This is a genomic window from Streptomyces sp. CA189 (assembly GCF_056428985.1).
The window spans coordinates 78,495-103,606 of record NZ_JBWJVM010000022.1 but is presented as its reverse complement, the minus strand read 5'-3'; the positions used below and the strand labels follow the sequence as shown (position 1 = coordinate 103,606).

General features: G+C 71.4%; 24 protein-coding genes, 1 pseudogene and 1 riboswitch. Of the genes and pseudogenes, 12 read left to right on the top strand and 13 right to left on the bottom strand.

The window, feature by feature from the left end:
* Both AC061S_RS19005 and AC061S_RS19000 read left to right on the top strand, forming a co-directional pair.
* Nucleotides 1-1,401, top strand: a 1,401-nt coding sequence (locus tag AC061S_RS19005) for a hypothetical protein (RefSeq protein ID WP_478687142.1), incomplete at its 5' end; no start/stop codon positions are given.
* 200 nt (nucleotides 1,402-1,601) lie between these two features.
* Nucleotides 1,602-3,154 (top strand): annotated as a pseudogene (locus AC061S_RS19000) (IS200/IS605 family accessory protein TnpB-related protein).
* Nucleotides 3,155-3,309: 155 nt separating this feature from the next.
* Here AC061S_RS19000 and AC061S_RS18995 read toward each other — a convergent pair.
* The gene (locus tag AC061S_RS18995) at nucleotides 3,310-4,164 is read right to left on the bottom strand and encodes a DMT family protein (RefSeq protein WP_478687153.1); all 855 of its coding nucleotides are present in this window, start codon (nucleotides 4,162-4,164) and stop codon (nucleotides 3,310-3,312) included.
* Nucleotides 4,165-4,279: 115 nt separating this feature from the next.
* Between AC061S_RS18995 and AC061S_RS18990 the strand changes: the two genes are divergently transcribed.
* The gene (locus AC061S_RS18990; protein WP_478687141.1) at nucleotides 4,280-4,591 is read left to right on the top strand and encodes a hypothetical protein; all 312 of its coding nucleotides are present in this window, start codon (nucleotides 4,280-4,282) and stop codon (nucleotides 4,589-4,591) included.
* Between the two features lie 6 nt (nucleotides 4,592-4,597).
* On the top strand, nucleotides 4,598-5,788 hold the full coding sequence (locus AC061S_RS18985) for a glutathionylspermidine synthase family protein (protein WP_478687140.1): 1,191 nt from the start codon (nucleotides 4,598-4,600) through the stop codon (nucleotides 5,786-5,788).
* 469 nt (nucleotides 5,789-6,257) lie between these two features.
* On the opposite strand, the gene AC061S_RS18980 is transcribed toward AC061S_RS18985, so the two are convergent.
* The gene (locus AC061S_RS18980) at nucleotides 6,258-6,476 is read right to left on the bottom strand and encodes a hypothetical protein (protein WP_478687139.1); all 219 of its coding nucleotides are present in this window, start codon (nucleotides 6,474-6,476) and stop codon (nucleotides 6,258-6,260) included.
* A gap of 212 nt (nucleotides 6,477-6,688) precedes the next feature.
* On the opposite strand from AC061S_RS18980, the gene AC061S_RS18975 reads away from it, so the two are divergent.
* Entirely contained in the window at nucleotides 6,689-7,549 is an 861-nt protein-coding gene (locus AC061S_RS18975) for a hypothetical protein (protein WP_478687138.1), read from the top strand.
* Here the strand turns inward: AC061S_RS18975 and rocD are convergent.
* Nucleotides 7,546-8,757: an ornithine--oxo-acid transaminase gene (gene rocD, locus AC061S_RS18970; RefSeq protein WP_478687137.1), complete on the bottom strand. Its 1,212-nt coding sequence runs from the start codon at nucleotides 8,755-8,757 to the stop codon at nucleotides 7,546-7,548. The two genes, AC061S_RS18975 and rocD, sit on opposite strands and share 4 nt — an antisense overlap.
* A gap of 110 nt (nucleotides 8,758-8,867) precedes the next feature.
* Nucleotides 8,868-8,958: riboswitch (ZMP/ZTP riboswitch) on the top strand.
* A gap of 35 nt (nucleotides 8,959-8,993) precedes the next feature.
* On the opposite strand from rocD, the gene AC061S_RS18965 reads away from it, so the two are divergent.
* The 4 genes from AC061S_RS18965 (at nucleotide 8,994) to AC061S_RS18950 (ending at nucleotide 13,707) form a co-directional block, all read left to right on the top strand.
* The gene (locus AC061S_RS18965; RefSeq protein ID WP_478687136.1) at nucleotides 8,994-10,277 is read left to right on the top strand and encodes a serine hydroxymethyltransferase; all 1,284 of its coding nucleotides are present in this window, start codon (nucleotides 8,994-8,996) and stop codon (nucleotides 10,275-10,277) included.
* 472 nt (nucleotides 10,278-10,749) lie between these two features.
* Nucleotides 10,750-11,763, top strand: a complete 1,014-nt coding sequence (gene trpS, locus AC061S_RS18960; protein WP_478687135.1) for a tryptophan--tRNA ligase — start codon at nucleotides 10,750-10,752, stop codon at nucleotides 11,761-11,763.
* Between the two features lie 128 nt (nucleotides 11,764-11,891).
* Nucleotides 11,892-12,515, top strand: coding sequence for a 2'-5' RNA ligase family protein (locus tag AC061S_RS18955; RefSeq protein ID WP_478687134.1), 624 nt, complete (start codon nucleotides 11,892-11,894; stop codon nucleotides 12,513-12,515).
* A 145-nt stretch (nucleotides 12,516-12,660) separates the two neighbouring features.
* Entirely contained in the window at nucleotides 12,661-13,707 is a 1,047-nt protein-coding gene (locus AC061S_RS18950; RefSeq protein WP_478687133.1) for a YihY/virulence factor BrkB family protein, read from the top strand.
* Here the strand turns inward: AC061S_RS18950 and AC061S_RS18945 are convergent.
* On the bottom strand, nucleotides 13,655-14,905 hold the full coding sequence (locus AC061S_RS18945) for a D-alanyl-D-alanine carboxypeptidase family protein (RefSeq protein WP_478687132.1): 1,251 nt from the start codon (nucleotides 14,903-14,905) through the stop codon (nucleotides 13,655-13,657). The genes AC061S_RS18950 and AC061S_RS18945 overlap by 53 nt on opposite strands.
* A gap of 121 nt (nucleotides 14,906-15,026) precedes the next feature.
* Here AC061S_RS18945 and AC061S_RS18940 point away from each other — a divergent pair, with 121 nt between their 5' ends.
* The 3 genes from AC061S_RS18940 to AC061S_RS18930 all read left to right on the top strand — a co-directional run bounded on the left by AC061S_RS18940 (nucleotide 15,027) and on the right by AC061S_RS18930 (nucleotide 18,356).
* Complete coding sequence (locus AC061S_RS18940; RefSeq protein WP_478687131.1) at nucleotides 15,027-15,287, top strand: SCO4848 family membrane protein; 261 nt, start codon at nucleotides 15,027-15,029, stop codon at nucleotides 15,285-15,287.
* Nucleotides 15,284-16,669 carry a metallophosphoesterase gene (locus tag AC061S_RS18935; protein ID WP_478687130.1) on the top strand — a complete coding sequence of 462 codons (1,386 nt, stop codon included), beginning with the start codon at nucleotides 15,284-15,286 and terminating at the stop codon, nucleotides 16,667-16,669. Before AC061S_RS18940 ends, AC061S_RS18935 begins: the two co-directional genes overlap by 4 nt.
* Nucleotides 16,670-16,802: 133 nt before the next feature.
* Nucleotides 16,803-18,356, top strand: coding sequence for an ABC transporter substrate-binding protein (locus AC061S_RS18930; RefSeq protein WP_478687152.1), 1,554 nt, complete (start codon nucleotides 16,803-16,805; stop codon nucleotides 18,354-18,356).
* Nucleotides 18,357-18,363: 7 nt separating this feature from the next.
* On the opposite strand, the gene AC061S_RS18925 is transcribed toward AC061S_RS18930, so the two are convergent.
* From AC061S_RS18925 to sdhC, 9 genes are all read right to left on the bottom strand, one after another.
* A complete protein-coding gene (locus tag AC061S_RS18925; RefSeq protein WP_478687129.1) occupies nucleotides 18,364-19,128 on the bottom strand; it encodes a TetR family transcriptional regulator in 765 nt (254 codons plus the stop codon).
* Between the two features lie 11 nt (nucleotides 19,129-19,139).
* Nucleotides 19,140-19,580 carry a thiol-disulfide oxidoreductase DCC family protein gene (locus AC061S_RS18920; RefSeq protein ID WP_478687128.1) on the bottom strand — a complete coding sequence of 147 codons (441 nt, stop codon included), beginning with the start codon at nucleotides 19,578-19,580 and terminating at the stop codon, nucleotides 19,140-19,142.
* Between the two features lie 5 nt (nucleotides 19,581-19,585).
* A complete protein-coding gene (locus AC061S_RS18915) occupies nucleotides 19,586-19,990 on the bottom strand; it encodes a hypothetical protein (RefSeq protein WP_478687127.1) in 405 nt (134 codons plus the stop codon).
* Nucleotides 19,991-20,085: 95 nt separating this feature from the next.
* Nucleotides 20,086-20,844, bottom strand: coding sequence for an alpha/beta fold hydrolase (locus AC061S_RS18910; RefSeq protein ID WP_478687126.1), 759 nt, complete (start codon nucleotides 20,842-20,844; stop codon nucleotides 20,086-20,088).
* Nucleotides 20,828-21,436, bottom strand: coding sequence for a hypothetical protein (locus AC061S_RS18905; protein WP_478687151.1), 609 nt, complete (start codon nucleotides 21,434-21,436; stop codon nucleotides 20,828-20,830). The genes AC061S_RS18910 and AC061S_RS18905 overlap by 17 nt, the downstream gene beginning before the upstream one ends.
* A 212-nt stretch (nucleotides 21,437-21,648) precedes the next feature.
* Nucleotides 21,649-22,416: a succinate dehydrogenase iron-sulfur subunit gene (locus AC061S_RS18900; protein ID WP_478687125.1), complete on the bottom strand. Its 768-nt coding sequence runs from the start codon at nucleotides 22,414-22,416 to the stop codon at nucleotides 21,649-21,651.
* Nucleotides 22,416-24,170, bottom strand: a complete 1,755-nt coding sequence (gene sdhA, locus AC061S_RS18895; RefSeq protein WP_478687124.1) for a succinate dehydrogenase flavoprotein subunit — start codon at nucleotides 24,168-24,170, stop codon at nucleotides 22,416-22,418. Before sdhA ends, AC061S_RS18900 begins: the two co-directional genes overlap by 1 nt.
* 23 nt (nucleotides 24,171-24,193) lie before the next feature.
* A complete protein-coding gene (locus tag AC061S_RS18890; protein WP_478687123.1) occupies nucleotides 24,194-24,676 on the bottom strand; it encodes a succinate dehydrogenase hydrophobic membrane anchor subunit in 483 nt (160 codons plus the stop codon).
* Between the two features lie 5 nt (nucleotides 24,677-24,681).
* Complete coding sequence (gene sdhC / locus AC061S_RS18885) at nucleotides 24,682-25,062, bottom strand: succinate dehydrogenase, cytochrome b556 subunit (RefSeq protein ID WP_388831197.1); 381 nt, start codon at nucleotides 25,060-25,062, stop codon at nucleotides 24,682-24,684.
* Nucleotides 25,063-25,112: the final 50 nt, after the last annotated feature.

The window sequence follows — 25,112 nt, the reverse complement described above, 5'->3', positions numbered from 1 at the left end:
AGGCCGAGCCCGGCCCCGGCCCCGGCCCCGGGCTCGGCCTCGGGCTACGACCCGTCTCCGACCCCCACTCCGCCCCAGGACTTCGACCCAGCCCCGGCCTCGGGCTCGGTCCCGGCCTCGGCCTCGGGCGTGGGCCCGGCCTCGGGCTCGGGCTACGACCCGTCTCCGACCCCCACTCCGGCCCCGGGCTACGACCTGGCCCCGGCCCCGGGCTACGACCTGGCCCCGGCCCCGGGCTACGACCTGGCCCCGGCCCAGGACTACGACCCGGCCCCGGCCCAGGACTACGACCCGGCCCCGGCCCCGGGCTACGACCCGGCCTCGGGGTCGCTTTCGGCTCCTGCTCCGGGCTACGACCCGGTCCCCGGGCGGCCTCCGGCACCCGCTACCGGTCCGGCACCCGCGCCTGCTCCGGGCCACTCGCCGGCTTCGGGCCACCACCCGGCCCAGGGCCACTCCCAGGCCTCGGCCGCGGGCCCGGCATCAGGCTCCGGACCGGCGCCGGCCCCTGCTCCGGGCTACGACCCGGCTCCCGGTCCGGCTCCGGCCCCGGGTTACCCCCCGGCCTCGGGGCCCGTTTCCGGGACCGGGCCGGGCGGGTACGGGCCGGGGCCGGCGGCGCAGGACCCGTACCCGTACCCCGCGTATCCGTACCCGCAGCCGGTCCACCCCGCCCCGCCGAGGCCCGCGCGGGCCGGCGGGCGGTGGCTGACGCCGACCACGGCGGCCGTCGCGGTGGCCGCGCTCGCGATCGGCGCGGCCACCGTGTGGTTCGTGGCACGGGACTCCGGCGAGCGGCCCGCCCACGCGGGGCCGACGGCTTCCAGCGCCCCGCCGAGCGGCGAGGGCTCACCGGCCCCCTCGGCCACGGCCACCCGCTCCCCGTCGCCGACCGGCACCGGCACCGGCACCGGCACCGGCAGCCCCAGCCCCAGCCCCACCCCCAGCCCGAGCGGCAGCGACCCCGCACGCGAGACCGTGCGCGACGCCAAGGGGTTCACCGTCGCCGTCCCGGCCGGATGGGTCCGGGAGGACGGTGCCACGGGAGTCTTCTACCGCTCTCCCGACCGCGCCGCGCTGATCCAGATCTTCCAGGTGAGCGAGCCCGAACTGACCCCGCTCGCGGCCGTCCAGGGCGCCTCCACCTACCTGCGCGCCCAGACGACCGGCTACCAGGAGATCCGCGTCGGCCCCGCCCCGGGCACCCCCGAGGGCGGGGAGCTCGTCTACGAGTACGACAGCGCGGAATCACGCGGCCGGCGACGCGGCGTGGAACGGGTCTTCGTCGCCCAGGACGGCAAGAAGTGGGCCGTCCTGACGGCCGGCCCGGCGACCGAGTGGACGCTCACCCAGGAGCACCACCGGGCCGCGCTGGCCGCCTTCCGCCCCTCGGGCGGCTGAGTGATGGTCCATTTGGGTGCGTGTCGTTACGGTCGGCTGTATGGATCTCAAGGAGTCGGCGAAGGCGCGGGGCGCACGTCCCCCGAGTGCCTCTCGCTGGTTCCGTGAGGGAAGGTCGCTGATGCCGCCCTGCGCCCGCTTGTACGGGCGCCACTTCGCGAGGATGGGGGCGCGTCGGGCGCCGGAGGCGGTGGCCGTCGATGGCTGATCCGGCCAAGAAGTTGCGTGCCATTGCTCCTTCGTTTGTGGCGCTCGGTCCGTCCGCTGTGGCGGTACGCGACCGCCTCAAGTGCCTGAGCGTCGAGGATGAGGGTTCTGCGGCTTGTCGGCGCGCATCTGGGCGCCCTGGCGTCGCGTGACCTCAAGCAGCGGTGCGCGGACGGCTCCGACCACTCCGCCGCCACGTGGGCGGTCCGTAAGCGGGGGCTGACCAAAGAGTCGTCTTCGCGGATCGCTGGGGCGATCTACCAAGGCTAGCCACGATCAATGGGCGCTCGCCCGGCGCTGCCAGGCCGCGCACATCCAGAATGTGGCTGCCGGCATCGAGACGCTGAAGCACCGCCTGTCCCTGCCCATCGGGGAGAGGGGCAGAAAGCGCTCGGTGGGCGGCTACCGGTCCAAGAGTGAGTGGTTCAACAAGTCCCGCCGTCTCGCCACTCTGGAAGCGCGCCATGAAGCCGCTCTCGCTGGCTGGCTGGCGGGCGGGTCGGGTTCGTGTGGTGCGGGGTGGGAAGCGTCTGGCGAACACCCGGCACAATCTGGCCGCAGCCGAGCTCACCGAGGAGCAGTGGCGTGCCCGCTGGGAAGCCGAACGCTGGTTTATTGCTGCTGATGGTGAGTCCGGGAAACGGTTCGGGAACGAGACGATCCGCGTCACTGCGGACGGGGAGATCAGCATCAAGCTGCCCGTCCCGCTCGCGTACCTGGCCAACAGTAAGCATGGTCGGTACGTCCTGGCCTGCCGTATCGCGTTCGCGCACCGGGGCGCGGAATGGGCCGACCGCATCGAAGCGAACCAGGCCGTCGCCTACCGCATCCGCCTGGACGTCACACGAGGCCGCTGGTACCTGACCGCCTCCTGGCAACGCCCCGCCGTCCAGACGATCCCACTCGCCACTGCCCGTGCGAAGGGCACGGTCGGCGTGGATACCAACGCCGACCACTTCGCGGCCTACCGACTCGACCCGCACGGCAACCCGATCGGCGATCCACGCCGCTTCCTCTACGACCTCAGCGGATCAGCTGATCACCGCGACGCCCAGATCCGCCACGCCTTCACTCAGGTACTGCACTGGGCGAAGAACACCGGCGTCAAGGCCATCGCGATCGAGGACCTCGACTTCACGTATCGATGGCCGCTGAGCACGGCCTCGCCGTCGTTGCGGTCGATCCCGCGTACACCTCCCAGTGGGGAGGCCGGCACTGGCAGAAACCGCTGGCCACCCCGCGCCGAAAGATGTCCCGTCACGATGCCGCAGGCATCGCGATCGGGCGACGCGCCCTCGGGCACCCGATCCGGCGACGGACAGCACCGCCCCGTAGCGACCAGAGCGATCGCTACGGGCATCGGACCGTCCAGGCCGGACCAGGCACCCGCAGGCGTGACGGAAACCGCCCACCCGCAACGGACCGGCTTCATGGAGAGCCGACGCCGAGCGGGACGAGAACGCGGGGACCCAGTGCATCCAAAACCGTTCGGGATGCGCCCAGCAGACGCGAGTGGGTCCAAGACTCACTCCTGCACTCTGGCTAGGAACGGTACGGGCTGGACGTGCACCGGGGACCTGCTGACCGGGCCGGACCTGCACGCGGTGCTGGACCTGGAGCAGGCGGCTCTGCGGGCGGGCCGCCCCAGAATGCCTGGTCCGCGACTCTGGAGGCACTCGTCGCCGCGCTGTGATGGCCCGGTCAGGGGGCGGGGGCCGACGTGGGCCGCGCGGGGGCCGGCTCCGCCGGAGGTTCGCCGAAGCGGGCCAGGGCCAGGGAGCCGGCCACGGCCACCACGAAGCCCGCTACCGCCAGCCAGGCCAGGCCCTCGCGGGTGCGGTCGCCCAGCCAGGCCACCCCCACCACGGCCGGTCCGATCGTCTCGCCCAGCACCAGCCCGGCGGTCGCCGCCGTCACGGAGCCGCGCTGGAGCGCCGAGGTGAGCAGTAGGAACGCGGCGCCGCCGCCGAGCAGCAGCGCGTAGAACGCGGGGTTCGACAGCGCGGAGAGCGAGACGTCGTCGATGAGCCGGACCGCCACCTCCACCACCCCGAAGCCGGTCCCGGCGGCCAGACCCAGCGTCAGCGCCCGGCTGCGGTCCGGCAGTCCGCCCGCCACGGCCCCGACCACCAGCACCAGGCCGGCCACCGCCAGCAGTCCCAGCTTCAGTGCGAGCGTGCCCTTCCCCGCGCCCTCCTCGCCGGACGCGAGCCCCAGCATCAGCAGCCCCGCGCACACCACCCCGACCGCGCCCCACTCCGTCCCGCTCAGCCGCACCCGCAGCAGCCGCGCCGCGACCACCGCGGTCACCGCGAGGCTGGCCGCGAGGGCCGCGCCCACCGCGTAGATCGGGATGTGCCGCAGGGCGATGATCTGGAGGACGAAGCCGACCGCGTCCAGCCCGAGTCCGGCGAGATAGCGCCACTGGCGCAGCGCCCGCAGGAAGAGGGCGGCGTCGACCCCGGATCCCGTTCCCGGCTCCGCCGCCCGCGCCGCCACCGCCTGCAGGACCGACGCCGTGCCGAAGCAGACCGCCGCACCGAGCGCGCAAATCATCCCAATGAGCACGAACCGACTCTAGGTCAGGGATCCCGCGTCGGCCGGATTCCGTCGGCCCGGGCGGCCGTTCTAGTCTGTCCGCAGCCGGACACCCAGGGGGAGCGAACAGTCCATGGACAGCAGCAGCACCGACACCACGCGCACCAGGCGCCGTATGCGCTCCGGCACCGTCGCCCTCGGCGGCATGGGCCTGCTCGCCGCGGCCCTCGTGGCCTGCGGAAGCAGCAACGAGCCCGACAAGCGCTGCGCGGACCGCGCCACCCTGGAGAAGCTGAACTCCAAGGAGTGCAAGAGCGGCGGCCGCGGCGCCTTCTACTACGGCGGCACCGTCGCGAAGAACAAGGTCACCGGAGGCAGCTTCGACAAGTCCGCCGTCACCCGCGGCGGCATCGGCGGCAGCCACAAGAGCTCCTCGGGCGGCTGATCCAGCGTGAAGCGCCACACCATCGAGCCCCGCCCCGACTGGCAGAAGACCGTCGAGGAGCAGGGGCTGATCTACCCCCTGACCCGCTACCCCGACGACTCCCTGCGCCCCTACTGGGACGAGAGCGCGTACTACTCCTTCACCCTCCCCGAGGTCGAGGCGCTGGAGAACGTCGTCGAGGAACTGCACGCCATGTGCCTCGCGGCGGCCCAGCACATAGTCGACCACGACCGCTTCGCCGACCTCGGCATCACCGACCCGAAGCTCGCCGCGCTGATCGCCGAGTCCTGGCGGCGCCGCGCCGAACAGCCCTCGCTCTACGGCCGCTTCGACCTGCGCTACGACGGCTCCGGCGCCCCCGCCAAGATGCTGGAGTACAACGCGGACACCCCCACCTCCCTCGTGGAGGCGGCCAGTCCGCAGTGGTTCTGGATGGAGGAGCGCTTCCCCGGCGCCGACCAGTGGAACTCCCTCCACGAGCGGCTCGTCGACGCCTGGCGCCGCCAGGTTGAGCTGCTGCCGCCCGGCCCGGTGCACTTCGCGCACTCCGAGACCGACGAGCTCGGCGAGGACCTGATGACGGTCGCCTACCTCCAGGAGACCGCCGAGCAGGCCGGCATCGACACGCGGGAGCTGTCGGTGGAGGCGATCGGCTGGGACAGCCTGTCCGGCCGGTTCGTGGACGAGAAGCTCGGCTTCATCCGCGCGATCTTCAAGCTCTACCCGTGGGAGTGGCTGGCCACCGACGAGTTCGCCCCGCAGGTCCTCGGCACGTACGACCACGGCGGCGGCTCCGGCACCACGGCCTGGATCGAGCCGCTGTGGAAGATGCTGCTCTCCAACAAGGCGCTGCTGGCGGTCCTGTGGGAGCTCTTCCCGGAGCACCCGAACCTGCTGCCCGCCTACCTGGACGGCCCGCGCGAGCTCGCCACGACCACCGGCTACGCGGCGAAGCCGCTGCTGGGGCGCGAGGGCGCGGGCGTCACCCTGCACCCGGCCGGCGGCGAGCCGTTCGCACCGGAGCAGGACGAGACGTACGTGTTCCAGGGCCTCGCCCCGCTGCCCGACTTCGACGGCAACCGGGTGGTCCTCGGCGCGTGGGTCGTCGAGGACGAGGCGGCGGGCCTCGGCATCCGCGAATCGGCCGGGCCGGTCACGGACGAGTACGCCCGCTTCCTGCCCCACGTCATCCTCTAGGCCGTCCCGCGACCGGGGCGGGGTCGGCCGTTCGGGTGAGGCGCGGCCCGTGCGGGCCGCGGCACCCTGGAGGGCCCCGCCGGGCCGGGGCGGCCGCAGCGTACGGACATGCCGTTCGGGTCCGTCCGTCACCGTTCCGGCTCGCGCCGATCGTGTGGAGGACGTCCTGTGGCCCCGGTTCGCTGTGCGCCGGTGATGAGCCGAACGTCGTGACGGCCCTTCCGTACCCGTACCCGTACCCGTCCCCGGCCGCGTCCGACCCGCCCCGCGGGCGGACCGCTCCACGAACCGGGTTGCCGACGCGCGCAGCCGGCTGGGCGATGCCGGTCCTCGCGTTCGCGCTGGGGGTGTGGGGCACCACGGGCCCGGCCCCGTGGACGGACGAGATCGTCACCATGGACGTGGCGCGGCGCTCGTGGCGGGAGCTGTTCGCGCTGCTCGGCCGGGTCGACGCGGTGCACGGACTGCACTACGTGCTCATGCACCTCGTCGGACAGGTCACCTCGGTGACCGAGTTCACGATGCGGGTCCCGTCCGCGGCGGCCGTCGCCGTCGCCGTGGCCGCCGTGGTGTGGCTGGGCCGCACTCTCGACGGTCCCCGCCTCGGCACGGGTGCGGGGCTGGCCCTCGCGGTGGCGGCGACGGCCTCCCGGTACGCGCAGGAGGGGCGTTCGTTCGCCTTCGTCATGGCGGCGGCCGTCCTCGCCACCGGGGCCCTGGCCAAGGTACTGACCGGCGACGGCAGGCGGCGGTGGCCGGTCGCCTACGCGGTACTGGTCGCGGTACTGGGCTGGTTCAACGTCATGGGGCTGCTGCTGCTCGCCGCACACGCCGTCACCGTGGCCTGGATCCGCCCCGGGCGACGCACGGCACGGCGCGTGGCCATCGCAGGCGGCGGGCGTGGCGGCCGTGGCGCCCCTGCTGTACCTGGCCCTGACCCAGCACTCCGCCGTGGGGGAGTCCCCGCCGGTCTCCTTCTCCACCCCTCTGGCCCTCTTCTCCTGGCTCCTGTTCCCCGGCCAGGACACCCTCCTGGACACGCTCAAGCTGCTGCTCCTCGGCGCGGCCGTGACCGCCCTGGGAGCGCTCGCCGTACGGCGGCGTGCGAGCCCGCCCCTGATCCGGGCGGTCGCCGTGCCGTGGCTGGCCGTCCCGCCGGCCCTGCTCGCCCTGGCCACCGTGGCGCAGCCCGTGTTCGCGTACCGCTACCTGGTCTTCTGCCTGCCCGCGCTGGCCCTGCTGCTCGCCGCCGGAATCCTCACCCTGCCGTGGTGGGCCCGGACGGCACTGCTGCTGGCCGTGGCCGCGCCCCTGGCCTTCACCCACCGCGCGATCCGGCTGGAGCAGAGCCGGTCCTGGGACAGCCTCGCCGCGGTCAGGATCCTCCACGCCCACGAGGCCCCCGGCGACAGCGTCCTCTTCAGCGGTGCCCGCTGCGGCCTGATCTCCACCGCCTACCGGGAGGCCTTCGCCTGGCGGCCCGACCTCGGCCGGTCCCGGACCGCCGCCGAGGCCGGCGTACTGGACAACCCGCCCGCCGACCCGGCCACCCTCGCCCGGCGCCTCGAAGGCGCGCCCCGCGTGTGGCACGTGGCGTGCACCCATCTCTCCGCCGGGGCCCGGCCGGCCGCCGAGCGGGCCGCCGCCGCTCAAGAACGGGCGATGCGGGCCGCCGGCCTGCGGCCCGCCCGCCACTTCACCGTCCGCGGCATCGAGATCACCCTCGAAACCCGGCCTCACGGGCAGGAGGCCACCCCCTAGACCGTCTCTCCGAGGACCGACCTGAGCTGGTCCAGACCCCAGTCCAGGTCCTCCTTGGAGATCACCAGCGGCGGCGCGATCCGGATGGTGGACCCGTGGGTGTCCTTGACCAGTACCCCGAGACCCATCAGCTTCTCGGAGATCTCCCGGCCGGTGCCGCGGGACGGGTCGATGTCCACGCCCGCCCACAGCCCGCGGCCCCGTACGGCGGTCACCGCACCGCCGCCGACCAGCAGGTTCAGCTCCCGGTGCAGGTGGTCGCCGAGTTCGGTGGCGCGCTGCTGGTACTCGCCGGTGCGGAGCATCGCGACGACCTCCAGGGCGACGGCGCAGGCCAGCGGGTTGCCGCCGAAGGTGGAGCCGTGCTCGCCCGGCTTGAACACGCCGAGCACGTCGAGGTCGGCCACCACCGCCGACACGGGCACGACCCCGCCGCCCAGCGCCTTGCCGAGGATGTACACGTCCGGGACGACGTCCTCGTGTTCGCACGCGAAGGTCTTGCCGGTACGGCCCAGGCCCGACTGGATCTCGTCCGCCATGAACAGGACGTTCCGCTCGCGCGTCAGTTCCCGTACGCCCCGCAGGTATCCGGCGGGCGGCACGAGGACGCCGGCCTCGCCCTGGATCGGCTCCAGGAGCACGGCGACGGTGTTGGAGGTGACGGCGGCGGCGAGCGCGGTGAGGTCCCCGTACGGGACGATCTCGAAGCCCGGGGTGTACGGGCCGAAGTGGTCGCGGGCCTCGTGGTCGGTGGAGAACGACACGATGGTCGTCGTGCGGCCGTGGAAGTTGTCGGCCGCCACCACGATCTTGGCGTGGCCGTCCGGTACGCCCTTGACCTCGTAACCCCACTTGCGGGCGGTCTTCACCGCCGTCTCCACGGCCTCCGCGCCCGTGTTCATGGGCAGGACGGCCTCCTTGCCGCACAGCGCCGCGAGCTGGGTGCAGAAGTCCGCGAAGCGGTCGTGGTGGAAGGCGCGGGAGGTCAGGGTGACCCGCTCCAGCTGGGCGTGGGCGGCGTCGAGCAGGCGGCGGTTGCCGTGGCCGAAGTTCAGGGCGGAGTAGCCCGCGAGCATGTCGAGGTAGCGGCGGCCTTCCACGTCGGTCATCCACGCGCCCTCCGCCGTGGCGACGACGACGGGCAGGGGGTGGTAGTTGTGCGCGCTGTGCGCGTCGGCGGAGCGGATGGCATCAGCAGTTGTCGACACGGGGTCTCCGATCGTCCGTCAAGCCGGTGACGAGGGTGGGCGTCACCCTCCATCCTCGCTCGAATACCGGACGGAGAAACCTTTCTCGAGGCGTGCCCGCTAAGGTGTCGGACACGCACGGCGACTGGCGCACGGAGAACCAACTCCGGGGGAGCCGTGCGCGCACGACCGCATACAGGGCCGCTCGCCTGGGCCTCGCGGGGACGAGATCTGACATCGACCCCGGAGGAGCCGCCATGAGCGCGAACCACCACCACCCGTACCGCCACCCCGCCTTGCTCGCCACCGACCCTGAGCTGGCCTCCTTCGTCGCCGCCGAGGAGACCCTCCAGGCGGAGACCCTCCGCCTCATCCCGAGCGAGAACTACGTCTCCGCGGCCGTGCTGGAGGCCTCCGGCACGGTGCTGCAGAACAAGTACAGCGAGGGCTACCCGGGCCGCCGCTACTACGAGGGCCAGCAGAACATCGACCGCATCGAGGCGCTGGCCGTGGAGCGGGCGAAGGGCCTCTTCGGAGTCGACCACGCCAACGTGCAGCCGTACTCCGGCTCGCCCGCCAACCTCGCGGTGTACCTGGCCTTCGCCGAGCCCGGCGACACGGTGATGGGCATGGCGCTGCCGATGGGCGGGCACCTGACGCACGGCTGGGGGGTCTCGGCGACGGGCTCCTGGTTCCGGGGCGTGCAGTACGGGGTCCGGGCCGAGACCGGTCTCATCGACTACGACGCGGTACGGGACCTCGCGCTGGCGGAGCGCCCCAAGCTGATCTTCTGCGGCGGTACGGCGCTCCCGCGCACGATCGACTTCGAGGCCTTCGCGTTGATCGCGAAGGAGGCGGGCTCGGTGCTGGTCGCCGACGTGGCGCACATCGCGGGCCTGATCGCGGGCGGGGCCCACCCGTCGCCGGCGGGTCACGTGGACGTGATCTCGACGACCACCCACAAGACCCTGCGCGGTCCGCGCGGCGCGATGCTGATGTGCCGCGAGGAGCACGCGAAGGCCATCGACAAGGCGGTCTTCCCGGGCCTCCAGGGCGGCCCGCACAACCAGACGACGGCCGGTATCGCCGTGGCCCTCCACGAGGCGGCGCAGCCGTCGTTCGTGTCGTACGCGCACGCGGTCGTGGCCAACGCGAAGGCGCTGGCCGCCGCTCTGCTGGAGCGGGGCTTCGACCTGGTCTCGGGCGGTACGGACAACCACCTGATCCTGATCGACCTCACGGGCAAGGGGGTCTCGGGCAAGATCGCGGCGAAGGCGCTGGACCGGGCGGGGATCGTCGTGAACTACAACACGGTGCCGTTCGACCCGCGCAAGCCGTTCGACCCGTCGGGGATCCGGATCGGTACGCCGTCGCTCACCTCGCGGGGGCTCTCCGAGGAGCACATGCCGGTGGTCGCCGACTGGATCGCGCGTGCGGTGGACGCCGCCGGGCAGGGCGACGAGGCGGCCCTCGGCAAGATCCGGGCCGAGGTCATCGACCTCATGGCGGCCTTCCCGGCCCCGGGCCTCCCGCTCGCCTGACCCGCCGGGTGGGGGCCGGTCCCTGCGGGGCTGTCCCCTACCCGCCCTTCCACCGTTCCCCGGGCTGCGCCCGGACCCCCTGGCGCTCCGCCCCAGACCCCGCGCCTCAAACGCCGGCGGGGCTGGATTTGGGTGCCGACGGTTCGTACGTGCGCGCAGCGCAGCGTGAGCCCGCGGTGCATCCGCACCTCTGTGGCCGACGTCGGCCACATCCAGCCCCGCCGGCGTTTGAGGCGCGGGTGTGGGCGGCGCCCACGAAGCCCCGTGCAGCGGGACTCCTCGGACCTCGGCGCGGAGCCCCCCCCGCCCCCCGCAGCGGGAGCAACGGAAAGCGGTCGCTCGGCCGAGGCAAGATCCGGACGGGCCGCTACCGCCCGGTACCCGTGCCGGGGCCGGGCGGGCCCGGAGCGACCCGCCGGGTTCCGGCCAGCGGCGGGGCCGAGCCCCGTGTCACACCTGAGAGAATGGGGCCATGGCTTCTGATCGTCCTCGCGCGCTCTCCGGCATCCAGCCCACCTCCGGTTCGTTCCACCTCGGGAACTACCTCGGAGCCATCCGCCAGTACGTCGCCTTGCAGGAGACGCACGACGCCTTCTACATGGTCGTCGACCTGCACGCGATCACCATGCCGCAGGATCCGAAGGATCTCCGCGCGAACACCAGGCTCTCCGCCGCGCAGCTCCTCGCCGCCGGTCTCGACCCCGAGCGCTGCACGCTCTTCATCCAGAGCCACGTGCCCGAGCACGCGCAGCTCGGCTGGGTCATGAACTGCATCACCGGTTTCGGCGAGGCCAGCCGGATGACCCAGTTCAAGGACAAGTCCGCGAAGTCGGGCACCAACAACGCCACCGTCGGCCTGTTCACGTACCCGATCCTCCAGGTCGCCGACATCCTGCTCTACCAGGCGAACGCGGTCCCCGTCGGCGAGGACCAGCGCCAGCACATCGAGCTGACCCGCGACCTGGCCGAGCGCTTCAACCAGCGCTTCGGGCAGACCTTCACCCTCCCCTCCGCGCACATCGTCAAGGAGGTCGCGAAGATCTACGACCTCCAGGACCCGGCGATCAAGATGTCGAAGTCGGCGTCTTCCCCCAAGGGCCTGATCAACCTCCTCGACGAGCCCAAGGCCACCGAGAAGAAGATCAAGAGCGCGGTCACCGACACCGAGGCCGTGGTCCGCTTCGACGCGGTGAACAAGCCCGGCGTCAGCAACCTGCTCACGATCTACTCCACTCTCACGGGCGAGTCCATCCCGTCGCTGGAGGCCGCGTACGAGGGCAAGGGCTACGGCGCGCTCAAGACCGATCTGGCCGGCGCGATGGTCGATTTCGTCACACCCTTCAAGCAGCGCACCCAGGAGTACCTGGACGATCCGGAGACCCTGGATTCCCTGCTGGCCAAGGGCGCGGAGAAGGCCAGGGCGGTCGCCGCCGAGACCCTGGCGCAGGCCTACGACCACCTCGGTTTCCTCCCCGCGAAGCACTGACGGGGACGGAAGAGAAAGAGGGCCCTGGCGATCTGGGGGGTGCTGCCGCCACACTGGGGCGGCAGCACTCGTGCGACGCACATGCGGAGCACGGACCACGCACAGGACTACAGGCGGAGGAGAGCTACGTGGGGACCGTAACGCTCGGCGTTTCGATCGCGGTCCCGGAGCCGTACGGCAGCAGCCTTCAGGAGCTGCGAGCCGGCTTCGGGGACGCCGCCGCGCACGGCATTCCCACGCACGTCACCCTCGTACCGCCGACGGAGGTGGCCGCGGACCGGCTTCCCGGGATCCGCGCCCACCTGGCCGAGGTCGCGGCCGCCGGCCGCCCCTTCGTGATGCGGCTGGCCGGCACGGGCACCTTCCGCCCCCTCTCGCCGGTGGTCTTCGTCCAGGTCGTCGAGGGCGGCTCCGACTGCACCCGGCTCCAGGGCCAGGTCCGCGACCCGGACGGGCCGCTCAGCCGGGAGCTCTCGTTCCCGTACCACCCGCACGTCACGGTCGCCCACGGGATCTCCGAGGAGGCGATGGACCTGGCGTTCAGCACCCTCGCCGAGTACGCGGCGGAGTGGCTCTGCTCCGGGTTCGCCCTCTACGAGCAGGGCTCGGACGGGGTCTGGCGCAAGCTGCGGGAATATCCGTTCGGCAACGGGGCAAGCGGTGGAGCGAGCGGTGTGCCGGCGCAGCTCGGATCGGCCACCGACAACAGCGCGGCGGCTGCCGCGGGCGAGGCGACCGTACGCCGTTCCTGACGCAGGAACCGGAACCGGAAGCTGATCCTTCGCAGGATCAGGGCGTGGAACGGCCGAGCCGTCGGGCGAAAAGTCACAATCGACGACCGTAGTCCCCAAAAGCGGCAATCCCGGCTATTTACGACAGCTCATTTACGGTGACCGTATGGACTGGCTGACGAAACTCCCGCTGATCGGGCCCCTGGTGTCCGCCCTGATGCGGACCCACCTGTGGCGTTCGTACCAGCGGCTCGACCGCGTGCACTGGAGCCGGCTCGCCGCGGCCATCACCTTCATCAGCTTCGTGGCCCTCTTCCCGCTGATCACCGTGGCCGCCGCGATCGGCGCCGGACTGCTCACCCAGGACCAGCTCGACCGGCTCCAGAAGAACCTCGCCGAGCAGGTCCCCGGCATCTCCGACCAGCTCGACATCAACGCCCTCGTCGCGAACGCCGGCACGGTCGGCCTGGTCGCCGCCGGCGTGCTCCTCTTCACCGGCATCGGCTGGGTCACTTCGATGCGGGACTGCCTGCGCGCGGTGTGGGAGAAGGACGACGAGGACGAGGGCAACCCCTTCGCCCGCAAGGGCAAGGACGCGCTCGTCCTCATCGGCCTCGGCGGTGTCGGCCTCTGCTCGGCGGCCGCCTCGATCTTCGGCTCCAGCGCGGTCGGCAAGGCCGGGGAGTGGCTGGGCGTACCGCGCGACGGCGCGGGCGGCGGCCTGCTGAGGGGCGGGGCCTTCCTCGTCGGAGTGCTGGCCGCCTTCCTCCTCCTGCTCTACGTGCTGACCCTGCTCCCGGGCGTCGAACCGCCCCGCCGCCGCCTGATCCAGGCGGCCCTCCTCGGCGCGGCCGGCTTCGAGCTGCTGAAGCTGCTGCTCAGCGGCTACATGCGGGAGGTCGCCACGAAGAGCATGTACGGGGCCTTCGGCGTGCCGATCGCGCTGTTGATCTGGATCAACCTGACGGCGAAGCTGCTGCTGTTCTGCGCGGCGTGGACCGCGAGCCGGGACGATGCGGACGGGGACGGCGTGGAGGACCCGGAGCCGGGCCGCGAGCCCGCCCGGGAGCCGGCCGCCGACGCCGCCCGGGAGCCGGCCGCCGGCACGGGCACCGCCCCGGACGCGGACCCGGATGCGGCCCCGGAGCCCGCCGGCTCCGCTAGGCCCGGCCGCGAGCCCGGCGGCCGCGCCCCCGCGGCCAGCGCCGGTTGACCGCGTAGGCCCCGCCGGCCACCACGGCCAGCACCCCGCCCGCCACGCCGAAGGCGGTACCGACCCCGCCGCCGGAGTCCGCACCGGACGCCGACGGGTTGTTCTCGTGGGACTGGGCGGGGGAGCCGTGGGAGGTGGTGTCGGCGCTCTTCGGCGGCACCAGCTCGCCCACCGGCTTGACCTTCCCACTCGCCGCGAACCCCCAGTCGAGCAGGTCGGCCGTCTCCTGGTACACGGAGTTGGCGCCGCTGGTCCCCGGGTTCATCACCGTGACCAGCAGCTTCTTGTCGCCGCGCTGGGCGGCGCCGGTGAAGGTGGAGCCGGCCATCGTGGTGTTGCCGTTCTTCACCCCGGCGATCCCCTTGTAGGGGGAGAGGCCGCCGGCGCCGGTCATCAGCCGGTTGGTGTTCTGGATCTCGAAGGTCTCGCGCGTCTTCCCCGCCTCCTGCCGGCCGGGGAACTTCGCGCTGGCCGTGCCGCAGTACTCCCGGAAGTCCTGCTTCTGCAGACCGGAGCGGGCGATGAGGGTGAGGTCGTAGGCGCTGGAGACCTGGCCCGGAGCGTCGTAGCCGTCCGGGGACACCACATGCGTGTCCAGGGCCTGGAGTTCCTCGGCGTGCGCCTGCATGTCCTTGACGGTCTTCTCGACGCCGCCGTTCATGGCCGAAAGTACGTGCACGGCGTCGTTCCCGGAGCGCAGGAACACCCCGAGCCACAGGTCGTGGACGCTGTACTCGGTGTCCTCCTTGATGCCCACCAGGCTGGAGCCGGAGCCGACCCCCTCCAGCTCCTCCTGGCTGACCTTGTGGACCTGGTCCTTGGGCAGACCGGGCAGCACGGTGTCGGCGAAGAGCATCTTCATGGTCGAGGCGGGCGGGAGCCGCCAGTGCGCGTTGTGCGCGGCCAGGACCTCGCCGGTCTCGGCGTCGGCCACGATCCACGAACGGCCCGTCAGGCTCGTCGGCAGAGCGGGCGCCCCGGGCAGCAGGTTGACCTGCGTACCGGGCTGCCCGAGCGACGCTCCGCCGACCGTGGACATCGAGGCGGGCGGCGGCGGCGCCTTCGGCGGCTGCCCCTTCCCGTCCGCCGGCGGCGTCGGCGTCGGCGCGGCGTACGCGGGCGAGGCCAGCAGCGCCGGGACGAGCAGGGCGGGGAGCGCGGCGGAAAGGACCGTCAACGCGGTCTTCTTGGCAGACACGCAGGTGAAAGTACATCCCGATCCTGTGCTTAGCGTCACGGACCGGCCAACCCGCCGCAACCACCGCCGGGACAGCCCACCCCGGCGCGTCCGTCCTGGGGACGAAACCGATACTGAGGTCATGAGACTCAGCCGCGCCGCTTCCTGGTTCCTGCTCGCCTTCGGGGTGTGGAGCTGGTTCATCTGGGTGTCTTTCGTCCGGAACCTGTGGAAGGACGGCGGTGGTCTGGCCTTCGACGACGCGGGGGACCCGACCGGGTACTTCTGGGTCCACCTTCTCCTGGCGGTGGTGTCCTTTCTCCTGGGGACGGCCGTCGGAGTGATCGGGTTGCGCGGGGTGCGGGCTCTGCGGCGTGAATCACGTACGGAGGCGGGAGCATGACGATCGTTCTCATCGCGGCCGTCGCCCTGCTGGTCGTGGTCCTCCTGGTCCTGGTGCACCGCTGGCTCTGGATCCGGCTGGTCCGCGACACCACGGCCCCCGGCGGCGGCATCCGCCGCGCGGGCACCGCCCTGGCCTTCGCCCTCCCGCTCCTGGCCGTGGCCGCCCTCGTCGCGGGCCGCGCGGGAGCCCCCTTCTGGCTGGAGCGCACGGTCGCCTGGCCCGGCTACCTCTGGCTGGCCGTCCTCCTCTACCTCACCCTGGCGATGCTGGTGGCCGAGCCGGTCCGAGCGGTATGGCTCCGCCAGCTGAACGGGCCCACGGCCCGGGCGGGCTCGGGGGCGCAGCCCCGCAACGCCCCCGCCGCCGCAGGCGGGGACCCCTCGGGGGCCGCGGCGGAGCCCCACCACGCGGCGGAGCCCCACCACGCGGCGGAGCCGCACGATTCGGCGCAGCGGGAAGGGGCGGGGAGGGGATCAGCGCCGCAGGCCACCCTCGAAGCCACCGCGGGCCCCGCGGAGGCCGACTCCGTACAGCCGGCTGAGCCCACCCCGTCCGGCGTCAGCCGCAGACGCTTCGCGCGGATCGTGGCCGGCACGGCCGCCGCCGCCACGGCCGGCACCGTCGGCTACGGCACGTACGGAGTCCTGCGCGGCCCCCGCGTCAAGCGGGTCCAGGTCCCCCTGGCCAAGCTCCCCCGCGCGGCCCACGGCTTCCGCATCGCCGTCGTCAGCGACATCCACCTCGGCCCGATCCTGGGCCGGGCCCACAGCGCCCGCATCGTCGACACCATCAACCGCACGCAGCCCGACCTCATCGCCATCGTGGGCGACCTCGTCGACGGCAGCGTCCATGACCTGGCCCCCGCCGCCGAACCGCTCCGCGGCCTCCGCGCGCGCCACGGCTCGTACTTCGTCACCGGCAACCACGAGTACTTCTCCGGCGCCCAGCAGTGGGTCGACCACGTCCGCGAGCTCGGCCTCACGCCCCTGGAGAACGCCCGCCGCGAGCTCCCGTACTTCGACCTCGCCGGGGTCAACGACATCGCGGGCGAGAGCGAGGGCAACGGCCCGGACTTCCAGGCCGCCCTGGGCGACCGGGACCGCACCCGCAGCTCCGTACTCCTCGCCCACCAGCCCGTGGTCATCGACGAGGCCGTCCGGCACGGGGTCGACCTCCAGCTGTCCGGCCACACCCACGGGGGCCAGCTCTGGCCCGGCGAGTACGTCGCCGAGCTCGCCAACCCCACCGTCGCCGGGCTGGAACGCTACGGGGACACCCAGCTGTACGTGTCGCGCGGTGCGGGCGCCTGGGGGCCGCCGGTCCGGGTCGGCGCGCCGTCGGACATCACAGTCGTCGAACTCGCCTCATATCAGGCCTGAACCGTCCGAACCCCCAACGCCACGCTACGAACCGGCCTTCCCGAGGCCGGTTTTCCATGATGGGATGTGACCGATAATCGGACAACTGGTCGCACACTTCGGTGTGCGACCGCGTGGGGTGGAGTCAAGGATGTTGCGGTCTGTCCGCTCGAAAGTCATCGCGGCCGGGCTGGTCCTCGGTGTGGGCTCCGTCGCCACCTGGCAGTTGCTGCCGCAGGCCGGGGGCGGGGAGCCGATCCGCGTCGGCACGAGCGACGTGGTCTCCTCCCTCGACCCCGCCGGGGCGTACGACGCGGGCTCCTGGGCCCTGTTCAGCAACGTCTACCAGTCGCTGCTGACCATCAAGCCCGGTTCGGACGCCCCGGTGCCCGACGCGGCCTCCGCCTGCAAGTTCATCGGCGACAAGCTCACCACGTACCAGTGCGAGCTGCGCCCGGACGTGACGTTCTCCTCCGGCCGCGCGCTCACCGCCGAGGACGTCAAGTACTCCTTCGACCGGATCAAGGCGATCAACTCCGACCAGGGTCCGGCGCCGCTGTTCAACACCCTGGAGTCGGTCAAGGCCGAGGGCCGCACCGTCACCTTCAACCTCTCCGCAGGGGACGCCACCTTCCCGTTCAAGATCGCGACGGGTGCCGCCTCGATCGTGGACAAGGACAAGTACCCGGCGACGGCCCTGCGCGAGGGCGAGAAGGTCGACGGCTCCGGCCCCTTCACCCTCGCCGGCTACACGGCCGGCGCGAGCGCCGAGCTCAAGCCCAACACCTCGTACAAGGGCCAGGGGAAGGTCTCCGAGAGCGCGGTGACCGTGAGGTACTTCAAGGACTCCGCCCAGCTCGAACAGGCCTGGACCGACCGCGGGATCGAGGTCGCGCACCGCGACATGCCCCCGGCGGTCCTGGCCGGCCTGAACCCGGGCCTGGAGGACACCCGGTACCAGGCCTCGGGCGGTACGGAGATCCGCAGCATGGTCTTCGACCTCCGTCCCAGCTCCCCGGTGGCCCCGCCGGCCGTCCGTCAGGCCGTCGCGGCGGTCGTGGACCGGGCCAAGGTCGCGACCGAGGTCTACAAGGGCACCGTCACCCCGCTCTACTCCCTCGTCCCGGCGGGCATCTCCGCCCACAGCACGCCGTTCTTCGACGCCTATCCCTCGCCGAACGGGCTCACCGCGAAGAAGCTGCTCAAGGACGCCGGGATCACCGCCCCCGTCGCGATCACCCTCGGGGTCAACGTGCGCGGCGCGAGCGTCGCCGAGGCCGAGGAGCTGAAGGCGCAGCTGGAGTCCACCGGCCTGTTCCACCTGACCATCAAGCCGGTCGAGAAGTGGAGCGACTTCCAGAAGGCCTACGCGGCGGGCGAGTTCGACGCCTACACCATCGGCTGGATCGCCGACTTCCCGGACGCGGACAACTTCCTCGCCCCGCTCGTCGGCGCCGACAACTCGATGAACAACGGCTACTCCGACAAGGCCGTCGACGACCTCATCACCCGTACCCAGTCCTTCTCGGACCGCGGCGCCGCCGCCAACGACTTCCGCGACCTGCAGAAGCTGGTCGCGCAGCAGGTCCCGATGCTGCCGATCTGGCAGAAGAAGGACTACGTGATGTCCCGCGAGGCCGTCACGGGCGCCCAGTACCTCTCGGACGGCACCGGCGTGTGGCGGCTGTGGGAGCTCAACTGGCTGTAGGAGTTGGTTACGCGGCCGGGCCTTCCTCCGGGCCCTCCTCCGGGCCCGCGTCCGGGTCGGAGGCCCGCTTGCGGCCCGGACGGGACACGGCCGTCTGGGCCATGCCCGGCAGGAAGTCCGTGAACAGCTCGTGCACCTCCCGCACCAGCGGCCGCAGCACCCGGAACCGGGCCAGGATGATGCCCCGCGTCGTGAGCTGCGCGCCGCGCTGTGCGAGCCGCCGGGTCTTCTCGCTGTCCGGGGAGCGGTCGAAGACCCAGTAGAGGACCAGGCCCATCTGCGAGAGCCACATCAGCTCCGGCAGTACGTCGGCCAGCTCGTCGGGCACCTTCGTCTTCGCCCCGGCCAGCACCTCGCGGTGCATGTCGATCGCCTGCTTGCGGGCCGCCTCCGACTCCGGGGAGAACGGGCTGAGCGGGCTCTCCGGGTCCGCGGCGTTCTTGAAGAACTGCGAGGCGAACTCGTGGTACGGCGCGGCGATGTCCAGCCAGCTGGTCAGGACGCCCGCGAGCCGCTTCTGCAGATCGGTCTCGTTGTCCAGGATCGGCCGGACCGCCGCCAGATGGGCGGCGCCGATCCGGTCGTAGAAGCCCTGGACCAGGTGTTCCTTGGACTCGAAGTAGTAGTAGGCGTTGCCGACCGATACTCCGGCCTCCTTGGCGATACCGCGCATCGTCGTCTTGTCGAAGCCGCGCTCCTGGAAGAGGCGGAGCGCGGTTTCGAGGATGAGCGTGCGGGTCTGCTCGCTCTTGGGAGCCTTCTGATCAGTCACGGTGCACGAGCCTATCCGGGCGTGGAGCAATGGTCGTCACAGGCCGGTTCCCCAGCCGGTGCCCCAGCCGGCGCCCCGACGGCCGCCGAGCCGTCCCGTACCGCTTCGCGCCAGGTCGACGCGGTGTACATGGCCGCCCTGGCGAAGGGGCGGCCGGCCGGGGTGGCCAGCCAGTTCGCCTTCGGCCGGTGCTCGGCCAGCGCCCACAGGCAGACGATGAAGGCGTCCGTACCGGTCCACACCTGGCCGGAGTCGCCGATGACGGTGATCTCCTTCAACGTCGAGGCGTGGTCGAGCCGCGGGTACAGCCGCTGCGCCTCGAAGGAGGCCGCGGGGATGAGCCGGAGCGGCACCAGCCAACGCTGGCCGAGCAGCCAGTGCCGGATGTGGACGCAGAGCGGGCAGTTCGCGTCGTAGAGCACCGTCAGGTGCCGGGTCACTGCGGTGGCCACCGGGATCAGGCCCCGGCGGGCGCGGTCCACCCCTGGGGGGCGACCGGCGGGGTCTGCTGACGCTCCATGATTCCCCGGCGGCGCATCTTGTTCAGCACCCAGACGTTCCCGAGGTGCATGAAGCCGAGGACCAGGAGGACGACTCCGAGCTTGACCGACAGCGCCTCGAAGAGGCCGCGGGCCGCGACGATCTCCTCGGCCGACCGCAGGTAGAGGGTCACGAAGCCGATGTTGACGAGGTAGAAGCCGACGACCAGGAGCTGGTTGACGGCGTCCGCGAGCTTCTCGTTCCCCTGGAGGACGTCTCCGATGAAGACGCGGCCGTTGCGGCTGAGCGTGCGCGCCACCCAGACGGTGAGTCCGATGCTGATGAACAGGTAGATGACGTACGCGACCACGGTGAGGTCCATTGCCCTCAGCCCCCTTGAACGTGTTCAACTGCTGACAGCACTGACTGTAGACCCATTTTTGAACAGGTTCAAGCGAATGGTGGAGGCGGTCCGGGTCAGCGTCCGGGGAGGAAGTCCAGCAGCAACCGGGTGATCTCCGCCGGGCGTTCCAGGGAGGGCAGGTGGCCGGCCCAGGGCAGCTCCACGTGGACGGCGCCGGGCACGAGGGAGGCGAGCTCGGCGGGCACGTCCCGGAAATCGGGGATGTCGTGCGCGCCGCCGACGGCGAGGACGGGGGCGGTGACGGCGGCCGGCTCGAAGACGGGCTCGGGGAGCTCGTGGTCCCAGTCGGCGTCCAGGGCGCCCCGCAGGTTCCCGAGCTGCATGTCCCGTACGAGGGCGTGCGCGGCCTCGTCGGCGTCCGGGCCGAGCCACTGGCGGGCGTTGAGCGCGGCCGCGCCCTCCAGGTCGCCGGCGTCCAGCAGGGCGGCCTCGGCGGCGTTGAAGGCGAGCAGTGCGGGGCCGCGCCGCTGTGCGGGCCGGGCGGGGCAGAGCAGCGCCAGCGCGCTCACCAGCTCCGGACGCAGCGCGGCCAGCGTCAGCGCGACCCGCCCGCCGTAGGAGCTGCCGACGAACGCCGCCCGCCGGATGCCGAGGTGGTCCAGCAGCTCCCGTATGTCCCCGTGGTCGCTGTACGGGGCCTCGGCGGCGGGGGAGTCCCCGCAGGTCCGGAAGTCCGGCCGGACCACCCGGAACCCGGCCGCGAGCAGCGGCCGCCACTGGGGCTCCCACATCCGCCGGTCGCACACGGAGGAATGGAGCAGTACGACGGCCGGGGCATCCGCGGGGCCGTCCACATCATGAGAAAGGATCATCCGGTGATCTTCGGGGACCGGCCCCCGTCCCGCCACCGGATTCCCGCCCGGCCGGGCTCACATGCTCAGCGAGCGCCTGGTTGAGCTGGCTCATGACCCACATGTACGTGCCCGGGTCCACCGCGGGGATCATCGTGGAGTGGTGGCGGCCGGCGCTGTTGACGGTGATCTGGACGTAGCCCGTCGTGCGGCGCTCCTTCATCAGGAGGAAGAGCAGGCCGAGCAGGCAGAACAGGAAGAAGATGACGGCCAGCACGATCGCGTGCGCCGGGATCTTCTCCTCCGTCCGCGAGAAGTCCGTGGCGTTCCACATAGCGCCCCTGAGCGGCATCGGGCCCGACGGGGTGATGATCTGGTCGCCGGCGATCGTGATGTCGCCCAGGGAGAGTCCGGCGGCCGGGTACCCCATGGCGGGCATCGGCGGCAGCTGGGCCGGGATGCCCGCTCCGCCGATGGTCGGCTGGTAGGCCGGGGGTCCGGGGTAGGGCTGCGGGTAGCCGTAACTCGGGGTTCCCGGGCCCCACTTGTAGTCGCCGTGGTCCGGGTCGCTCGCGTAAGGGTTCGGCTGCTGCTCACTCGTGTTCCCGACGATTCCACAGGCTTCGGCCGGCCAGTAGGGCGATCGCGGGTACGCGGAAGGCCCCGTGCCCGGTGTGAACACCGGGCACGGGGCCTTCGTACGGTCAACGGCCTCGGCCGCCGACGGACGGAGTCCGTCGCAGCGCGCCGCGGTGACATTCGGCGGCTCCGCCGCGGGGCGGGAGGCCCGCCAGGGCCGAGCGCTGCGAGGGGCGCGTCAAGAAATCAGAAGCGGCGCGTGATGAGGGCGCGCTTCACTTCCTGGATCGCCTTCGTGACCTCGATGCCTCGCGGGCAGGCGTCGGTGCAGTTGAAGGTCGTGCGGCAGCGCCACACGCCGTCCTTGTCGTTCAGGATCTCCAGCCGCTGCTCGCCGGCCTCGTCGCGCGAGTCGAAGATGAAGCGGTGCGCGTTGACGATCGCCGCCGGGCCGAAGTACTGGCCGTCGTTCCAGAACACCGGGCACGAAGACGTGCACGCGGCGCACAGGATGCACTTGGTGGTGTCGTCGAAGCGCTCGCGGTCCTCGGCGGACTGCAGGCGCTCGCGCGTCGGCTCGTTGCCCTTGGTGACCAGGAACGGCATGACGTCCCGGTACGCCTGGAAGAAGGGCTCCATGTCGACGACGAGGTCCTTCATCACCGTCAGGCCCTTGATGGCCTCGACCGTGATCGGCTTCTCCGGGTTGATGTCCTTGATCAGCGTCTTGCAGGCGAGCCTGTTCTTGCCGTTGATCCGCATCGCGTCGGAGCCGCAGATGCCGTGCGCGCACGAGCGGCGGAAGGTCAGCGTGCCGTCGAGGTCCCACTTGATCTTGTGGAGACCGTCGAGCACGCGCTCCTTCGGGTCGATCTCGATCTGGAAGTCCTGCCAGGTCGACTCGTCCGAGATCTCCGGGTTGAACCGGCGGATCCGGAACGTGACCGTGATGAACGGCGAGGCGGCGGCCGCCTCCTCCATCGTGTCCGTCTTGCTGAGGGTCGGGGTGGCCATCAGTACTTACGCTCCATCGGCTGGTAGCGGGTGACGACGACCGGCTTGTAGTCCAGGCGGACCGAGTCCTGGCCGTTGTCGTCGACCTCGCGGTACGCCATGGTGTGGCGCATGAAGTTGACGTCGTCGCGGTTCGGGTAGTCCTCGCGGTAGTGACCGCCGCGGGACTCCTTGCGCGCCAGCGCGGACACGGCCATGACCTCGGCCAGGTCGAGCAGGTTGCCCAGCTCGATGGCTTCCAGCAGGTCCGTGTTGAAGCGCTTGCCCTTGTCCTGCACGGACACGTTCTTGTAGCGCGCGCGCAGCTCCGCGATCTTCTCGACCGCGGTCTTGATCGTCTGCTCGGTGCGGAACACCATCACGCAGGCGTCCATCGTCTCCTGGAGCTCCAGGCGCAGCTCCGCGACCCGCTCGTTGCCCGTGGAGTTGCGCAGCTGCTCGACCTGGTCGATGACCTGCTGCGCCGGGTTCTCGGGCAGTTCGACGTAGTCGTGGGCGTGGGCGTACGCGGCCGCCGCGATGCCCGAGCGCTTGCCGAAGACGTTGATGTCCAGCAGCGAGTTGGTGCCCAGGCGGTTCGCGCCGTGCACCGACACGCACGCGACCTCGCCGGCCGCGTACAGGCCCGGGACGACGGTGGTGTTGTCCATCAGGACCTCACCCTCGACGTTGGTCGGGATGCCGCCCATGGCGTAGTGCGCGGTGGGCTGGATCGGGATCGGGTCCGTGTACGGCTCGATGCCCAGGTACGTGCGCGCGAACTCGGTGATGTCCGGGAGCTTCGCGTCGAGCTGCTCCGGCGGCAGGTGCGTCAGGTCCAGGTACACGTGGTCACCGGCGGGACCGCAGCCGCGGCCCTCACGGATCTCGGTGTAGATGGAGCGCGAGACGACGTCACGGGACGCGAGGTCCTTCATGACCGGCGCGTACTTCTCCATGAAGCGCTCGCCGTCCTTGTTGCGGAGGATTCCGCCCTCACCGCGGGCGCCCTCCGTCAGCAGGATGCCCATGCGCCAGATGCCCGTCGGGTGGAACTGGAAGAACTCCATGTCCTCCAGCGGCAGGCCGCGGCGGTAGCAGGCCGCCTGGCCGTCACCCGTGAGGGTGTGCGCGTTGGAGGTCACCTTGAAGAACTTGCCGGTGCCGCCGGAGGCGTAGATGACGGACTTCGCCTGGAACACGTGGATCTCGCCGGTGGCGAGCTCGTACGCGACCACGCCGGCCGACTTCTTGACGCCGTCCTCCTCGACCAGGAGCTGGTCCAGGACGTAGAACTCGTTGAAGAACTCCACGCCCTCCTTGACGCAGTTCTGGTAGAGCGTCTGGAGGATCATGTGGCCGGTGCGGTCCGCGGCGTAGCAGGACCGGCGGACCGGGGCCTCGCCGTGGTTGCGGGAGTGACCGCCGAAGCGGCGCTGGTCGATGGTGCCGTCCGGGGTGCGGTTGAACGGCAGGCCCATCTTCTCCAGGTCGAGGACCGCGTCGATGGCCTCCTTCGCCAGGATCTCGGCGGCGTCCTGGTCGACCAGGTAGTCACCGCCCTTGACCGTGTCGAAGGTGTGCCACTCCCAGTTGTCGTCCTCCACGTTGGCGAGCGCGGCGGCCATGCCGCCCTGCGCGGCGCCCGTGTGGGAGCGGGTGGGGTAGAGCTTGGTCAGCACGGCGGTGCGGCTGCGCTTCGTCGACTCGATGGCGGCGCGCATGCCTGCGCCGCCCGCCCCGACGATGACGGTGTCGTACTTGTGGATCTTCATTGGTTTCGCCTCAGCCCCGTTGCCTAGCGGATGTTCGGGTCGAAGGTGAAGATCACCAGCGTGCCCAGAAGAATGGTGAACACCGTGGCGGTGTAGAGCAGGCCCTTGAGCCACAGACGCGTGTTGGCGCGCTCCGCGTAGTCGTTGATGACGGTACGCAGACCGTTTGCGCCGTGCAGCATCGCGAGCCACAGCATCAGCAGGTCCCAGCCCTGCCAGAACGGGGAGGCCCAGCGGCCGGCCACGAAGGCGAAGCCGATCTTGGAGACTCCGCCGTCGAGGACGAGCTGGATCAGCAGGTGGCCGAGGACCAGGACGACGAGCACGATGCCCGAGAGGCGCATGAAGAGCCACGCGACCATCTCGAAGTTGCCGCGGGTCGAGCGCGGGGTCTTGCTGGTGCGCTTGCGCGGGGCCTCGATGTACGGCGCCGGGTTGTCGACGTCGTAGAGGGTCACGCCCTCCACGTCACCGATGCCCTTTTCGAAAGAAGTGTCAGAAGACATGCGTGTCACTTCCCGAAGAGTTCGAGGTAGGCGTGGCCCAGTACGGGGTACAGGGCCATGGCCATCATCACGATCCAGATGCCCACCACGGTCCAGAGCATCTGCTTCTGGTAGCGGGGGCCCTTGGACCAGAAGTCCACGGCGATGACACGGAGACCGTTGAGCGCGTGGAACAGGATTGCGGCGACGAGGCCGTACTCCAGCAGCGCGACGATCGGAGTCTTGTAGGTAGCCACGACATCGTCGTACGCCTCGGGAGAGACGCGGACGAGAGCGGTGTCGAGGACGTGTACGAACAGGAAGAAGAAAATGAGGACGCCGGTGACTCGATGAGCCACCCAGGACCACATTCCTTCCCGGCCGCGGTACAACGTTCCAGCCGGCACGGAAAACCCTCCGGAAGCGGGGCGGGGGCCAGCCGGCTTCTTTGTCGGTC

Coding starts and splice junctions, on each gene's coding strand:
- AC061S_RS18995 (WP_478687153.1), bottom strand. CDS start 4,164: ATGATTTGCGCGCTCGGTGCGGCGGTCTGCTTCGGCACGGCGTCGGTC.
- AC061S_RS18990 (WP_478687141.1), top strand. CDS start 4,280: ATGGACAGCAGCAGCACCGACACCACGCGCACCAGGCGCCGTATGCGC.
- AC061S_RS18980 (WP_478687139.1), bottom strand. CDS start 6,476: ATGACGAAGGCGAACGAACGCCCCTCCTGCGCGTACCGGGAGGCCGTC.
- AC061S_RS18965 (WP_478687136.1), top strand. CDS start 8,994: ATGAGCGCGAACCACCACCACCCGTACCGCCACCCCGCCTTGCTCGCC.
- trpS (WP_478687135.1), top strand. CDS start 10,750: ATGGCTTCTGATCGTCCTCGCGCGCTCTCCGGCATCCAGCCCACCTCC.
- AC061S_RS18950 (WP_478687133.1), top strand. CDS start 12,661: ATGGACTGGCTGACGAAACTCCCGCTGATCGGGCCCCTGGTGTCCGCC.
- AC061S_RS18940 (WP_478687131.1), top strand. CDS start 15,027: ATGAGACTCAGCCGCGCCGCTTCCTGGTTCCTGCTCGCCTTCGGGGTG.
- AC061S_RS18935 (WP_478687130.1), top strand. CDS start 15,284: ATGACGATCGTTCTCATCGCGGCCGTCGCCCTGCTGGTCGTGGTCCTC.
- AC061S_RS18915 (WP_478687127.1), bottom strand. CDS start 19,990: ATGGACCTCACCGTGGTCGCGTACGTCATCTACCTGTTCATCAGCATC.
- AC061S_RS18910 (WP_478687126.1), bottom strand. CDS start 20,844: ATGATCCTTTCTCATGATGTGGACGGCCCCGCGGATGCCCCGGCCGTC.
- AC061S_RS18900 (WP_478687125.1), bottom strand. CDS start 22,416: ATGGCCACCCCGACCCTCAGCAAGACGGACACGATGGAGGAGGCGGCC.
- sdhA (WP_478687124.1), bottom strand. CDS start 24,170: ATGAAGATCCACAAGTACGACACCGTCATCGTCGGGGCGGGCGGCGCA.
- AC061S_RS18890 (WP_478687123.1), bottom strand. CDS start 24,676: ATGTCTTCTGACACTTCTTTCGAAAAGGGCATCGGTGACGTGGAGGGC.